Raw genomic sequence first — 14,527 nt, 5'->3', positions numbered from 1 at the left:
TCTACTCGATCACGGCGTGCAGGCCGAAGTCGTCAAGCGTCTCGGTCAGCATGTTGGTCAGGTCGCTACGTGACTCGATCACGCCGGGTTGGTATCCGACGACCGCCAGAAAGATCTTGTCGTTGATCCGCCCGGAGGCAACGAAGAGCTGGCCGTAGGTGCTCAGCACCTTGTCGGGCCGGACCCGCTGCTCGGCCAGTTTGCAGAACACGTAGTCGGCGGGCGTCCCGTCGGGACGGTTCACCTCTGGATCCAGCGGCCCGACATTCGAACAGCCCACGGGATAGTCGTTGTATTCCAGTGCCACATTGGCCAATCGGCGTGCCGCCGCCTTCGGGATGAAAGGGGTCAGCGGTAGCAGGGCCCACTTTTCGTCGGGTGTGTCCCGCAGGTCCGATAACACCTTCTTGGTGGCGCCGCGGATTCCGCCCAGGTCGGTGGTCAGCTCTACCGGATCGATCGCGAACATCACTGAGGTCATCGCGTTGGCGCGGACGTCTCCCTCAGTGCGCTCGTTGACGGGCATGGACAGCGTCACCTTGCCGTCCGGGCCCAGCCGGCCAGCCTTGGCGGCAAGCCGCGCTGCGAAGGCGCCGACCAGCGAGTTACTGGTGCCGCCGCGGCTGTGTGCGTTGGTGTCCCACTCGGTTTCGTTCAGATAGACGGTCACCGACGGGATCTGGTCGATGTGCGCCTCGGTCGCGGGCATGCCCGCATGTTTGATGTCCTGACGTCGGTCGGTCAACATCTTGGTGGCCTTGCGGAAGGCCCGCGCGGTGTCCGGCATGTCCCGCCTGGTGCGCCGGAAGTCTTCCCGAATGCCTCGGAACCGCTTGCGCGATCGCGGCAGCGCATAGCCCAACGGGAGGGTCGCGTCGTTGGCGGCATCGGCGATAGCCCGGCACAGCCCGACGCCGTCGGCGATGGTGTGGGAGACAACCAGACTCACCGCGGTGGCGCCGTCGGTGAACCTCGTGACCCCGAGTCGCCATGACGGACCGTGTTCCGGATCGACCGGCAGCTGGGCATGTCGATGCACCCAGTCCTGCAGTTCGGCGCGCGGCAACGGCGCCAGTTCGACGTCGATCGGATGGCATGCGGAATCGAGCACCCAGCGGTGACGGCCAAAGGGTAAGCGGGAACGTTCGATTCGACGCCCGAACAGTCCCTGTCCGAGGTTGCCGTGGAATCTGCGCAACCTGTCGGCATCGATATCGCGTTCGTAGATCCAGACCATCTGTCCCAACGTGGACAGCTCGGTGGCACGCAACCCCAGGAAGGACGCCTGATCGACGAAGTCCACGTGGTCGCTCGCAGCCGGCTCCCGGGTGATCGGGACGGTCTGTATCTGCGGGATCGTCGTCGTCACAGCGACTCTCCTGCTGGCGCCACCCCCAACGTGGTGTAAAGCTCGTTGATGAGCCGCACACTACGAGGATCGGCGTCCGCCTTGGTCATATCGAATTGGTTCATCACGTACGAGTATCCGATGCGGTGCTCCAGGTCGGCAAAAGCGTAGGAACCACCCGAACCGCCGTGCCCGAAGATCTTATGGTTGGGCCCGGCGTAGCAGCGCTGATTGAGCATGTAGCCCAGTCCCCAACCGTGGTTCGCGACCCGCGGCCCCAGCACGACGTCCGGATCGAATCCACCCTGGGATACCCGTACCACGTCCATATGCTCACGGCTGAGCAGCTTTTCGCGTGCCATCGCGTTGTAGAAGGTGGCCATGCCCAGCGCCGACACGTGCGCATTGGTGCCCGGGAATTCCAGCGCGCGCCACATCCCGATATCCCTGCGCGCGATCTCGTCATCGGGAATGAAATCGCCAGCGATCAAGGTACCGGCGAGCGGGTGATCGCTCATGGCCTCAAATTCCGAAGGGGCACCTTGAAATAGGTCGCGCAGATACGGTTTGTTGACCATCTCGGCGCAGCGATGGTGCTCGCTGTGCGGCAACCCTACGTGCACGTCGAGACCGTACGGTTCGGCGACCTCGGTGCGCAGGAACTCGCCGAGCGTCCTACCGGTGGTGCGACGGACCACCTCGCCGAGAATGAATCCGAATGTCGCCATGTGATAGCCCTGCGCGGTGCCCGGTTCCCACCACGGTGTGGTTCTGACAAGGTGTTCGCAGACCTCGTCCCAGTTGGCGGCCTGCTCCGGCGTCAACCGGGTACGCGGTCCGATGACACCCGAGCGGTGGCCGAGCACCATGGCGAGCGTGATGGATTCCTTGCCGTTCTGCCCGAATTCGGGCCAGTACTGTGCGACCGGCGCGTGCAGGTCGAGAACGCCGCGCTCGATCAGCATGTGCACGCAGGTACTCATCAATCCCTTGGTGCCCGAGTACACCGGCGCCAGAGTGTCTTCCGTCCACGGACGAGTGCGGGCCTCGTCGGCCCAGCCTGCCCAGAGATTGACGACCAGCTCTCCGTCGACCCAGATCGCTACGGCCGCGCCCAGCTCGTCGTTCTCCAGGAAGTTCAGCGCGAACGCACGCCGGACGTTGTCGAAATCGGGTGAGCTGATGCCGTTCACCGCGATATCAAGGCTTGTGCTCATGCCAATGCCACCTTTCACTGCTGCTCAATGCTGCTACGTGCTGCATGGTGCGGCGCCAGCGCCGCATTTTCAGGAAACGAGCTGTGACTGCGCCACGCGCTGGTAGACCAGGCGCGCAACTTCGAAGTAGCGCGACACAGACTCACGGGCGACGGCATTGTCGGGGAACGAGATGGTCAGATTGGTTTCGTTCTCAAACCTGTTGACCCACATGCACACCTGGTCGGACGAACGGCTGTCGCCGTAGATTCCGCCATTGATGCGATCCCATTCAGCACTGACCGGGATCTTGCGTGCGTCCAGAAAGGACACCATCGGGACCACATAGTCGGGTGCGGCCAGGCCCGACTCCGGCCCCGCCAGTTCTAGTACTCGCTCGAACGGCACCTTGGCCAGCGGCTGACATTCGTCGAACGACTTCTGGGCGGATCGTGCGACGGTCGCGAAGGATCCGTCCGACATATCGGCAGGCATGTCAACCACGAAGGGGATGAAGCTCGCGTACCAACCCACCGACAGCTGCTCCTCCGGCGTGCTGCGGGTGTCATACGGGGTGATGCCATAGAAGGTGTCTGCCCCGCCGAGCTCGCGGTCGATCAGCGCGGTGCATGCGAAGACTCCACCGCTGAACCGCACACCCGCCTGTTCGCAAGCCTTCTCGAACGCCACCGTCTCCTCGGCGGTCAGCAGCGGGGCGGCGACCATGCCACCGACATTCGGCTCGGATCGGTCGCCCAGTGGCAGGACGAAGTCCGGCAGGGTGCCGCCGTTGTCCTGTGCGTACCTGATCCAGGTTTGCACCTCGAAGGAGTCCAGGGTCATCGACTGGTTGTGTGCGCGCTCGCGGTCGGAGAAGTCGAGGTAGCCCGCGGGCGGCGGCAGCTGCAGCGCCGAACCGTGCACCAGGCTGGCGTACATCAGCTGGATCTCGACGTAAATGATCCCGGTGGACATGCCGTCGGTGTGCAGATGATCGACGCTGATGTACACCGTGAAGTGGTCCGCACGCTGGATGACCCCGAACGTGAAGCAGTCCCAGGTAAGCGGAGTTCCCGAGGTGCGCAGTAGGTGAGCACGGATCTCGTCCGGTCCCTGCAGCCCGTGATCCTGTGGCACGAAGTCGATGCCTTCCGGATCATCGATGACGTGCCGGACGATGGTGTCCGTCGTGTCGAACTCGAACCACGAGTGGTAGGTGTCGTGGCGCCGCAGGTGTGCGTTGATGGCCGCCGTCATGGCGTCGATATCGCAGACACCCTGCACATCCCAGGAGCCGATTCCCAGTCGTGCCATCTCCCGGTCATCGCGGGCAAGCTCACGGTACGAGCGCACGTGCTGCGCCTGCTGGTAGCTCGGGGGAACCGCGTTGGCGGGCGCCTGCGCGGCTATCTCGCGGGCGCGTGGTGAAGCGCTCCAGGAGATGACGGTCCCAGGCTTAGGGCGCCAATCGTGGATCGTTCCAAGTGCAACCATCGTCCCTATCCCTGTGCAGTGATCTTGAAAATGCGCCGAAGGAAATTCGGCCGACCTGCCACATTGCGAGTGGCAAAGATATTACTCATCGCGCGAAGCGTAGCGAATAAATATCTCGCAAAGGTACGTTACGTGGAAGAAATAGCTAGTGAACTGTGGGTAACACTGCGCTACGTCAAGTTACAGCTACTTCCCGAAAGACTTACGGTAACCCAATATTGGCAAATATAAATTCCGCCTCGAAATACCCTATGACCTGGCGATTGCATGTGGGCACGCGAAGTACTCACTCACTATGCTTGTAGTACCACCAGAGAACCTACGGGATCCCCCATCATTTGTGTGGGCTACCACCCTGGGCTACCGGCACTGTGGCGCAGACCACTCAATCGTGGCGATCATTTCTGACAACAGCATCTAAATCTCTGGGAATGCTAGGGCATCCAACTTCCGTGCGGCCACTCGTACTGGCCCCAGAACGCCCTCAGCCGCCCACCCCGGAGGGTGAGCGGCTGAAGGGTCGTAGAGCCTTTTTACGCGTCCAGGAGCGACGCGGGCGGGTTGAATCGGTCACCGTAGGTGGCGGCCAATTCCTTGGCGCGCGCCACGAAACCGGCCGTGCCGCCGGGGTATCCGACGATGTACTGGTGTACACCGCCGGTCCATGCGGGGTATCCGATGCCGAAGATCGATCCGATGTTGGCATCGGCGGTCGAGGTCAGCACGCCCTCGTCGAAGCACTTCTGCGTCTCGATGGCCTCGATGAACAGCATGCGCTCGATGAGGTCCTGCAGCGGCGGGTTGGCCACGTCGGCACCATTGCGGGTGTTGAACGTCGACCGCAGCCCCGCCCACAGCCCGGTGCGCTTGCCGTCCGCATAGTCGTAGAAGCCGGCACCACCCAGACGGCCCGGACGGCCCGCTTCCACCAGCGTGTCGATGACCCGGCCGGCCGGATCGTCGGGCAGGTCCTTGCCCTCGGCCTTGGCGGCCTCGACGGTCTCCTTGCGGATCTTCTGCATGAGCGTCAGGTTCAGCTCGTCGGACAGCTGCAGCGGCGGCGCGGGGTATCCGGCCTGGCTGCCCGCCTGCTCGATGGTCGCGGGCTCAATGCCCTCGGCCAGCATGGCGACGGCCTCATTGACGAAGGTGCCGATGACTCGCGAGGTGAAGAAGCCGCGGCTGTCGTTGACGACGATCGGGGTCTTCTTGATGGCCAGCACGTAGTCGAACACCCGGGCCAAAGCTTCGTCAGAAGTCTTCTCACCCCGGATGATTTCCACCAGCGGCATCTTGTCGACCGGCGAGAAGAAGTGGATGCCGATGAAGTCCTCTTGGCGCTTCACACCCGCGGCGAGCCCGGTGATGGGCAGCGTGGAGGTGTTCGAGCCGAGTAGCGCATTGGGCTCCACGACGTCTTCGATCTCCTGGAACACCTTGTGCTTGAGCTCGGTGTTCTCGAAGACGGCCTCGATCACGAAGTCGACACCGGCCAGGTCGGCGGGATCGGCGGCCGGAGTGATCTTGGCCAACAGTGCGGCGGACTTTTCGGCCGTGGTCTTGCCACGCGAAAGGGCCTTCTCCTCAATCTTTTCCGAGTAAGCCTTGCCCTTCTGAGCCGCCTCCAGCGAGACGTCCTTCAGGACAACGTCATATCCGGCCTTGGCCGAGACGTACGCGATACCGGCGCCCATCATGCCCGCGCCCAGCACACCGATCTTCTTGATTGGGGTCGGGGCGATTCCCTCCGGACGACTGCCGCCGCCGTTGATGGTCTGCAGGTCGAAGAAGAAGGCCTGCGTCATGTTCTTGGCGACCTGACCGGTGGCCAGGCTGGCGAAGTAACGACTCTCGATGCGGCTGGCCGTATCGAAGTCCACCTGTGCGCCCTCGACCACGGCGGCCAGGATGGCCCGCGGCGCGGGCATCGGCGCGCCCTTGAGCTGCTTCTTCAGGTTCGACGGGAACGACGGCAGGATCGCCGCCAGCGCCGGGGTGGCCGGGGTGCCGCCGGGGATCTTGTATCCCTTGACATCCCAGCGCTGCACGGCCTCGGGGTTGGCCTTGATCCACGCCTTGGCGGCGGGGATCAGCTCGTCGACGGAGCCGACCAACTCATCGATCAGACCGACTTCCTTGGCCTTGGTCGGGTTGAAGCGGGTGCCCTGGGCCAGCACGGTGACGAAGCCGTTCTGAATGCCGAGCATGCGGGTCACGCGAGTGACGCCACCGCCACCGGGTAGCAGACCCAGCGATACCTCGGGCAGACCGATCGCAGATCCCTTGACATCGGCCGCGATCCGGTAATGGGTGGCCAGCGCGATCTCCAAGCCGCCTCCCAGCGCCGCGCCGTTGATGGCGGCGACAACCGGCTTACCGAAGGTCTCCAGCGTGCGCAGGTCCTTCTTGATCTCCTCGACCTCGTCGAAGGCCTGCTGGGCATGCTCGGGCTGGATCTGGATGATCGCAGTCAGGTCACCACCGGCGAAGAAGGTCTTCTTGGCGCTGGTGATCACCACACCGGTGATCGAATCCTTCTCTTCCACAAGGCGCTTGACGGCCGCGGCCATCGACTGCTTGTAGTCGTCGTTCATCACGTTGGCCGAACCGTTGGGGTCGTCCAGGGTGAGGGTGACGATGCCGTCGGCGTCCTTGTCCCACTGAATGGTGTTTGCAGACATGTTCTTTCGTTCTCCCTACACTCGCTCGATGATGGTGGCTACGCCCATGCCGCCGCCGACACACAGCGTGATGAGGGCGCGACGGAGGCCGCGGCGCTCCAGCTCGTCGACCATGGTTCCGGTGATCATGGCGCCGGTGGCACCCAGCGGGTGGCCCATCGCGATGGCGCCGCCATTGACGTTGAGCTTCTCGTCCGGGATGTTCAGATCCTTCTGGAACTTCAGCACCACGGAGGCGAAGGCCTCGTTGAGCTCAAACAGGTCGATGTCATCCACGGTCAGTCCGGCGCGGTCAAGCACCTTCTTGGTGGCCGGGGTCGGACCGGTCAACATGATGAGCGGCTCGCTACCGGTAGTGGCGGTGGCCACGACGCGGGCGCGCGGGGTCAGGCCCTGCGACTTACCGGCCTCTTCGGAACCGACCAACACCAGGGCTGCGCCGTCGACGATGCCGGAGCTGTTGCCGCCGGTGTGCACGTGGTTGATCTTCTCGACATACGTGTACTTGATGCGCGCCACGTCGTCGAATCCACCGAGCGCCGCCAGGCCCTCGAAGGCGGGCTTGAGCTTGCCCAGGTCCGCGGCGGTGGTGCCGGGACGCATGTGCTCGTCATGGTCGAGGATGAGCAGACCGTTCTGGTCCTTCACCGGCACAACAGACTTCGCGAAGTAGCCACCGGACCACGCGGCCGCGGCGCGATCCTGCGAACGGGCGGCGTAGGCGTCGACATCGTCACGCGTGAAGCCCTCGATGGTGGCAATCAGGTCGGCACCGATGCCCTGCGGCACGAAGGACACGTCGTAGTTGGTGGCCGGGTCCGAGGCCCAGGCACCACCGTCACTGCCCATGGGGATGCGCGACATGGACTCCACACCACCGGCGAGCACCAGGTCGTCCCAGCCGGAACGGACCTTCTGTGCGGCGATGTTCACGGCCTCCAGGCCGGAGGCGCAGAAACGGTTGAGCTGCACGCCACCGACGGTGTCGGGCAGGCCCGCGGCCAGCACCGCGGTACGGGCGATATCGCCGCCCTGGTCGCCGACGGGCGCCACGACGCCGAGCACGACATCGCTGATCAGGTTCTCGTCCAGGTCGGGGAAGCGGCGGCGGATCTCGTCGATCAGGCCGACCACCAGGTTCAGCGGCTTGACCTCGTTGAGGGCGCCGCCGCGCTGCTTGCCGCGAGGCGTACGGATGGCCTCGTAGATGAATGCTTCAGTCATGGGTATACGTCCTTATAGGGAGGTGCGTATGGGGCATGTATTACAAGGTGCCCCGGCCCGTGAAGCCGGATTGACTCCGGGTCAGTTTCGCCGAGACAGCCCTACGTTAGACCAGGTGTATGTCTGGGCGGTACGCAGCCCTCCCAACCCGTTGGTTGGGAGGGCTGCGTAGGTACGTTATCGGTGTGCTGCAGATTCTAGATCCGACCGATAATACGTGGTCATAGCAATCTTTGCGCTTCCAACGATATTCGCGGTGTGGTTTGCGTGAGCTCCGCGATCGCATGACGCACGCTCGTGACAGGTGCAATCCGTCGACCGGCGAGAACAACGACCGCCGAAACATCCCAACCTGGTCGGCACCGGCCCACCGACGAAGCTGAGACACTTGCTCGGGTGAGCCCCGCACGCACCGTCGCCCGATTGCGCCCCTTCGGTGCGACGATCTTCGCCGAAATGTCCGCCCTCGCCGTCCGGCACGACGCCATCAATCTGGGACAGGGCTTCCCCGACGAGGACGGTCCGGCGTCGATGCTCGACGCTGCGCAACAGGCCATTCGGTCCGGTCTCAACCAGTACCCGCCCGGGCTGGGCACCCCCGAACTGCGCCGGGCCATCACCGCTGACCGGCTGGCCCGATACGGCGAGGAGCTCGACCCGGAAACACAGGTGCTGGTGACCGTCGGCGCCACCGAAGCGATTGCCGGAGCCGTGCTCGGCCTCGTCGAACCCGGCTCCGAAGTCATCCTCATCGAGCCGTACTACGACTCCTATGCGGCAGTGGTCGCGATGGCGGGAGCCATTCGCGTCCCGGTACCGCTCGTACCCGACGGCGCGGGCTTCGCGCTGGACACTGACGCACTCGCCGCCGCCATCACACCCCGAACGGCGGCAATCGTCATCAATTCGCCGCACAACCCGACGGGCAAGGTATTCACCGACGGCGAGTTGGCACGGGTGGCCGCCCTCGCCGTCGAACATGACCTGCTGGTCATCTCCGACGAGGTATACGAGCGGCTGCTTTTCGACGGGCGCACGCAGACCCCCATGGCCAGCCTGCCGGGAATGGCCGATCGCACCGTCACCATCTCCAGCGCCGCGAAGACCTTCAACTGCACCGGCTGGAAGATCGGATGGGCTTGTGGTGCACCGGAATTGATCGCCGGAGTGCGCGCGGCAAAGCAGTTCCTGTCGTATGTGGGCGGCGGCCCCTTCCAGCCGGCGGTGGCGGTGGCACTCGACACCGAACAGACATGGGTCAGGAACCTCCGCGAATCCTTACAGCGCAGGCGTGATCGCCTCTCCGCCGCCCTCACCGACCTGGGCTTCGAGGTGCACAGCAGCGAAGGCGGATACTTCGTCTGCGCCGATCCCCGGCCCCTCGGGTTCAGCGACAGTTCACAGCTATGCCAGCGCCTGCCGGAAACCGTTGGGGTCGCAGCCGTTCCGGTGAGCGCCTTCTGCGATCCCGACACCAGCACAGCCGACCAATGGAATCATCTGGTGCGATTCACCTTTGCGAAACGCGACGAAGTGATCGATGAGGCGATTGCCCGGCTGGCGAGGCTAGGACCCTAGGCCCAGTTCCGCGGAATCCGGGCGGCGTCGCTGTTTCGCCAAACCTGGTAGTAGCTTGACGAATTCGGTGATCTCGCCGACCGCGCGCCGGGCATCCGGGTTGGACAACGCAAACACCTGGAACACGTGGATGGCGCGGTCAAAGATCTGCAGTCGCACCGGAACCCCGGACGCAGCAAGGCGTTCCGCGAGCAGCTCGGAGTCCGGTCGCAGCGCCTCCTGCGATCCCACCTGTAGCAGAAATGGCCCCAACCCGGTCAGGTCGGCCTCCGCCGGGCACGGGCCGGGCTGGCGGGCGCCGTTGCGCAGCAAGAACACCTCGTTGATCATCCGCAGGAAACTCACCGGGAACATGGCGTCGCCGATGCGTTTGCCCACTGCGTATTTCGGCTCCATATTGTTACTGGTGGCCGCCGAGATCAGCACGCATCCCGCGGGTGGCGTTAGGCCCTGATCGCGCACCGCGATGGCCGTCATGGCGGCTAGGAAACCGCCGGCGGAATCACCCGCGAGCACGATGTTGTCCGGATCGACACCCTGGCTTAGGACGTAGCGGTACGCGTCCACCCCGTCAGCGACTGCGTCCTCAACCTGATTCTGCGGGCACAGCCGGTAACCCACGCTGAGCGCGCGCGCCCCCGAGTCCCGCGCGATGTGGCTGACCAGCGGCCGATGGCTGTTGATGCCCAGCGCGATGAACGCCGACCCATGGAAATAGATGACCACCGGCTGAGAGTCAGTGTCGGAGCGGTCGGCATTCCTTGCGTTCCAAGTCCATTCGGCCGGGCAATGCGGCAGCTGCACTCGCTCGGTCCGCGTTCCCGGCACCCCGGGTACCCAGCCCATGAAGCGTTCGAGCCCGTCGTAGGAACGGTTGAGCAAGAACTGCGGAAAGCGGCGATTAACGGCCAGCATCACCTGCGTCAACGCGTACAGACCGGGCTTGGTCAGCGCCTTGAGCAGATACGTCTCTGCTACCGAGTGCCAGTTGGCCTTGCCCATCCACTCCGGACCCGTATACGTCACGGTGTCCAGTTGGGACTCGGCATCTTCTCGGGCAGTGGTCATCGGACCTCCTCATAGCGCCATTGCTTGATATGAGACTATCAGTACCTAGTACTATCTGTACCGGTTAGCTCACCAGCCGATATCGGCGACGTCCGTGGTGTCCTTCGGCGGCGCCTCGATGGGTCCGCTCGGCGTCCGTGAGAAGCGCGGCGCGGGCGCGGCCTGCGTCACCCCGTTGACATCGACGATGGTGCCGCGATCGCGTAGATGCTCATTCTTCTTAGCCTCGGCCCAGGTGAGCACTGGCGATACACAAGCGTCGGTTCCGATGAAGATCTCGGTCCACTCGTCGCGCGTCTTGGTCTGGAAGGCGTCGACGAACATCTTGCGCATCTCCGGATAACGCGCCTTATCGAGCTGGAACGGCACGCTGTCGGGGTCTAATCCCAGGCCCTGTACCAAGATCGCGAAGAATTGCGGCTCAATCGACCCCACCGCCATGTACTTGCCGTCCGAGGTTTCATAGGTGCCGTAGAACGGCGAGCCACCGTCGAGCAGCGCTGACTCCCGCTCGTCGAACAACATGCCGCTGTTGTACATCGTCCACTGCATCTGGGCGAGCTGGCTGACACCGTCGACCATCGCGCCGTCGATAACCTGCCCCTTGCCCGACTTCTCGCGCTCGTACAGCGCGGCCAGGATTCCCTGCACCAAAAGCATTGAGCCTCCGCCGAAGTCGGCCACCAAGTTCATCGGCGGCATCGGCGGGCGGTCCTTGTAACCCATCGAACCGAGGGCGCCGGTCAGCGACAGGTAGTTGATGTCATGCCCGGCGCGCTCTGCCATGGGGCCGTTCTGACCCCAGCCCGTCATCCGCGCGAAGATCAGCCGCGGGTTGCGCTCGGCGCACTCCTGGGGCCCAATCCCGATCCGCTCGCATACGCCGGGCCGGAACGGATCCAGCAGCACATCGGCCTTGTCCACAAGCGCGAGCAACGACTCGGGGTCTTTCTTGACATCCAGGTTGACCAGTCGCTTTCCGCGATGGAACAGGTCCGACTCCTCGGCAGGGATCGCCAGCCCTCCGGGACGACGCACCCGGATGACGTCTGCGCCCAAGTCGGACAACATCATCGCCGCGTGCGGCCCTGGGCCAATGCCCCCGAGCTCGATCACCTTTACGCCCGCGAGGGGGCCTGTCTTGACGCCAGTGTCAGCCATGGAGGCCACCCTAGCCAGTCAACCCGTTGGTTGGGAAGTGTGGCTACAGCGACGAGGAGATCGCCGGTGCCGAGGTTGGTGCGGGAACGGGTGTCGGGGTCGGGAAGTTGGGAATCGGCACCCTCGAGGTGGTCGGAGCCTCCGGCGCCGGCGCTGGTGGCGGCTCGGGCGGTGGGGTGTATTCGTAGGCGGGCAACGGCGCGGGTGGCGGATCATCGTCGCCCTCGCGCCAGTGCGTGGAGCGGTACAGATCGATCACCTTGCCGAGGTCGTGCAGACGCAGCGCCGGTGGCCTGCCCCCACGCGCATCGCGGATGCGCTGGGCCTCCCAGGAGACGAGGCATTGCGCCGTCGGGGTGTTGTACAAGCTTTCCAAGAAGGGGGTCAACGCCTTTGCGAGATCACCCTCGGCCTTGAGGACATCGTTCCGGTAGGGGCCGTAGTACGGGAGGATCGCTTCGAGGACTCGCACCATGACGGTCTGGAATCGGGTAACAAACTGGTCGATCATCCACGGATGCCTGGACAGCAACGGTGAGATCCGCGCCAACACCGGGCCCATCATCTTCAGGATCGGCTCGTAGGCGGTGGCCGGGGCGAACGCCTCCGAGGAGAACACACCCGCCGCCGGTGCCACGTCGATCAGCGAGGCCAGCCCGCCCTGCTCATCCGGCCCAGGAGCCGGCCAGCCGAAAGGGCAAGGCTGAGCTACGGATATCGGAAGGCCGCGGTCGGTCACCGAGGGCAGCGCACCAAATGGTCCGGCGGCCTGACCCGGTGGATGCGAGGGCGTTTGCGGACGCGGTAGCGGAGCGATCAACTGCGGCCCCGGCGGAGGCACCGGAATCGGAACGGCGCCTTCGGGAATCGATCCATCGCGGTTAACGATCTGATACCCGATGATGGGTGCTCGCGGAGGAGAGTACGACAGCTGGGTGATGGCGGCCACGCTGCCAATCACGGTGATGGCCGCGAATGTCCTTACCGCGATACCGAATACGCGTTCCCTGGTGGGCGTCCGGCGGGCCGATGCGATCGGAGCCGTCTCCTCTGCGGGGGTGACAGTCATCGGTCCTTCACCACGCCTTCGAGGTGCCAGACCCCCGTGAAGCTATTGAAGGGCCCACCCACAATCAGGCTTGTCCAATCGAGGGTGAACTTCTTGGTGTCCTTGTTGTATGTCCCGGTGGCCTTGGGGCTTTCGCCGTCCACGGAATCACGGCCGACCCAACGCCCCGCGACGAACTCCCACACCTGCTTGGCCCGAGCCTCACCGGGAATTTGCGCCTGCTCCTTGGGCTTCGGCTTGGGCGCTCCCTGGTTGAACTCCTGCCGATTCCAGGATGCGGCCCAGGCGGACAGATCCACCGTGAGCTTGTCCCCCGAGACTGTGGCGGTGGGCGCCAACAGCTCGCGCTGCGTCTGTGGATCGATCTTGTTGGTGGAGATGCCGAACTCGATGTTGAAGAACTTCGTCGGCTGAGTCACCCTGGCGGCCAACGAGTATCCGGTGGCCTCGTCGAACGCGGGGTCCGGTTCCCCCTGGTAATCGCCGAGCACCAGCCCACCATCGGCACCCGGGGCAAGTAAGGTTGCAGACCCTTGCGGCACAGGAGAATTCGCGTTGGGCATGAACGGACCCTCTTGAGGGTTGCCGCCCGGTTGCACCATCTTGAACCAGGTACCGCTGAGCTTGGTCCCGTCGATCGCACCGGGCTCCAATGCCAGCAGCCCGGTGAGCGCGGACTCAGCCGGCTTCTCCGAACCACATGCGGGAGTCGCCGCCAGCACCGTAGCGATTACCGCGACACCGAGCACGCCGCGCATCATCTTTTGCCGGGCCATCGAAGCACCCCTTTCACATCGATTGCGGCAGCCGCCGCCAGTACACCGGGTACGAGGAAGAACCACCCGAAATAGTCGAACGACCGAAATCCCAGCGGGGCGGTGAGGCGATCGAGAGCCACCACCCTGCCGAAGTTGTCCACGTTGTCAGCCATCACTCCGATGAGAGACGCGAAATCCGCTGTCATGGGCTGCCATTGAGCGACAAACGCATCGACACCGGGAACTGCACGATCCGGCTGATGCCGCCGCAGGTCGCCGAGAAACTGGGTGTCCAATTCCCCTTCCGCCGCGACGAGCACCACGAAATGGCGCTGCACCGCCGCTACCCGCTCGTGGTTCATGATCGGGGTGAAGGCATCGATGAGGTGGGTGCCCGCCGGCGCACGCGTGAAGAGCCCGTCCGCGAACGGCACGGCAATCAGCACACCCGCCGCCAGGATTGCGAGACCCCGCGCACCGAGCGCCTTTTCACCGTTGCGGACGCGACGCAGGCCCCATACGCCAGCACCTACCAGGACCAACCCCGGCACCGCCAGCAGGAAGGGCAGCACATCGAACGGACCAATGGCGCGCAGTTCCTGGTAGTTGCCCACAGAGGCGTCCACGGCATCCAGCAGCGAGGTCATCTCTTGCTTGATCGACGGATACTGCGCGACAAAGGTATCGAGCCGCTCGTAGCGTCCGCCCGCGACCACTCGGGTCGCCTGCACATCGGAGCGAGCGGCATCCACGGTATCGAGATAGCCCCGGAACGTCGTGATCTCCGCCGAGGACACGAACGGGCGGAACTCGGTGAGCAGCTGCTGTCCTCCCGCCGCACGGGTGAACATCCCAGTGACGATGGGTACCGCGAAAAGCAGGACGCCGAGAGCGACGAGGACGACAAACGGCCACCGGGGTTGACGAGCCGGTCCGGCCTCGGCCGCCAC

11 protein-coding genes are annotated in these 14,527 nt (G+C 64.3%); 1 reads left to right on the top strand and 10 read right to left on the bottom strand.

The genetic code is table 11. The features are described from left to right. Position 1: 1 nt before the first annotated feature. From FZI91_RS22575 to FZI91_RS22555, 5 genes are all read right to left on the bottom strand, one after another. Positions 2-1,357 carry a hypothetical protein gene (locus FZI91_RS22575; RefSeq protein ID WP_162525562.1) on the bottom strand — a complete coding sequence of 452 codons (1,356 nt, stop codon included), beginning with the start codon at positions 1,355-1,357 and terminating at the stop codon, positions 2-4. Between the two features lie 8 nt (positions 1,358-1,365). After that, positions 1,366-2,565: a serine hydrolase domain-containing protein gene (locus FZI91_RS22570; RefSeq protein ID WP_155941329.1), complete on the bottom strand. Its 1,200-nt coding sequence runs from the start codon at positions 2,563-2,565 to the stop codon at positions 1,366-1,368. Positions 2,566-2,634: 69 nt separating this feature from the next. After that, positions 2,635-4,038, bottom strand: a complete 1,404-nt coding sequence (locus FZI91_RS22565) for a condensation domain-containing protein (protein ID WP_155941328.1) — start codon at positions 4,036-4,038, stop codon at positions 2,635-2,637. A 533-nt stretch (positions 4,039-4,571) separates the two neighbouring features. Continuing rightward, positions 4,572-6,719: a 3-hydroxyacyl-CoA dehydrogenase NAD-binding domain-containing protein gene (locus FZI91_RS22560; protein WP_155941327.1), complete on the bottom strand. Its 2,148-nt coding sequence runs from the start codon at positions 6,717-6,719 to the stop codon at positions 4,572-4,574. 15 nt (positions 6,720-6,734) lie between these two features. After that, positions 6,735-7,943, bottom strand: coding sequence for an acetyl-CoA C-acetyltransferase (locus FZI91_RS22555; RefSeq protein WP_155941326.1), 1,209 nt, complete (start codon positions 7,941-7,943; stop codon positions 6,735-6,737). A gap of 396 nt (positions 7,944-8,339) precedes the next feature. Here FZI91_RS22555 and FZI91_RS22550 point away from each other — a divergent pair, with 396 nt between their 5' ends. Next, positions 8,340-9,521, top strand: a complete 1,182-nt coding sequence (locus FZI91_RS22550; RefSeq protein WP_162525533.1) for a pyridoxal phosphate-dependent aminotransferase — start codon at positions 8,340-8,342, stop codon at positions 9,519-9,521. On the opposite strand, the gene FZI91_RS22545 is transcribed toward FZI91_RS22550, so the two are convergent. The 5 genes from FZI91_RS22545 to FZI91_RS22525 form a co-directional block, all read right to left on the bottom strand. Next, on the bottom strand, positions 9,510-10,589 hold the full coding sequence (locus tag FZI91_RS22545) for an alpha/beta hydrolase (RefSeq protein ID WP_155941325.1): 1,080 nt from the start codon (positions 10,587-10,589) through the stop codon (positions 9,510-9,512). The genes FZI91_RS22550 and FZI91_RS22545 overlap by 12 nt on opposite strands. A 69-nt stretch (positions 10,590-10,658) precedes the next feature. Further along, positions 10,659-11,750 carry a CaiB/BaiF CoA-transferase family protein gene (locus FZI91_RS22540; protein ID WP_155941324.1) on the bottom strand — a complete coding sequence of 364 codons (1,092 nt, stop codon included), beginning with the start codon at positions 11,748-11,750 and terminating at the stop codon, positions 10,659-10,661. Positions 11,751-11,793: 43 nt separating this feature from the next. Next, entirely contained in the window at positions 11,794-12,819 is a 1,026-nt protein-coding gene (locus tag FZI91_RS22535; RefSeq protein WP_155941323.1) for a hypothetical protein, read from the bottom strand. Next, positions 12,816-13,580 (bottom strand): hypothetical protein, encoded by a 765-nt coding sequence (locus FZI91_RS22530; protein WP_375234337.1) that lies wholly within the window; start codon positions 13,578-13,580, stop codon positions 12,816-12,818. Before FZI91_RS22530 ends, FZI91_RS22535 begins: the two co-directional genes overlap by 4 nt. Further along, positions 13,577-14,527 carry a hypothetical protein gene (locus FZI91_RS22525; RefSeq protein WP_309224052.1) on the bottom strand — a complete coding sequence of 317 codons (951 nt, stop codon included), beginning with the start codon at positions 14,525-14,527 and terminating at the stop codon, positions 13,577-13,579. The genes FZI91_RS22530 and FZI91_RS22525 overlap by 4 nt, the downstream gene beginning before the upstream one ends.

Origin of the sequence: Mycobacteroides sp. CBMA 271 (assembly GCF_009729205.1) — a bacterium.
Classification (GTDB): Bacteria; Actinomycetota; Actinomycetes; order Mycobacteriales; family Mycobacteriaceae; genus Mycobacterium.
Note: the sequence above shows the minus strand (reverse complement) of the source record. Positions and strands in the feature narration are given on the sequence as shown.

Excerpts from the sequence above, each read along its gene's own strand:
- FZI91_RS22570 (WP_155941329.1), bottom strand. The coding sequence starts at position 2,565 with ATGAGCACAAGCCTTGATATCGCGGTGAACGGCATCAGCTCACCCGAT.
- FZI91_RS22565 (WP_155941328.1), bottom strand. The coding sequence starts at position 4,038 with ATGGTTGCACTTGGAACGATCCACGATTGGCGCCCTAAGCCTGGGACC.
- FZI91_RS22560 (WP_155941327.1), bottom strand. The coding sequence starts at position 6,719 with ATGTCTGCAAACACCATTCAGTGGGACAAGGACGCCGACGGCATCGTC.
- FZI91_RS22555 (WP_155941326.1), bottom strand. The coding sequence starts at position 7,943 with ATGACTGAAGCATTCATCTACGAGGCCATCCGTACGCCTCGCGGCAAG.
- FZI91_RS22545 (WP_155941325.1), bottom strand. The coding sequence starts at position 10,589 with ATGACCACTGCCCGAGAAGATGCCGAGTCCCAACTGGACACCGTGACG.
- FZI91_RS22540 (WP_155941324.1), bottom strand. The coding sequence starts at position 11,750 with ATGGCTGACACTGGCGTCAAGACAGGCCCCCTCGCGGGCGTAAAGGTG.
- FZI91_RS22535 (WP_155941323.1), bottom strand. The coding sequence starts at position 12,819 with ATGACTGTCACCCCCGCAGAGGAGACGGCTCCGATCGCATCGGCCCGC.
- FZI91_RS22530 (WP_375234337.1), bottom strand. The coding sequence starts at position 13,580 with ATGATGCGCGGCGTGCTCGGTGTCGCGGTAATCGCTACGGTGCTGGCG.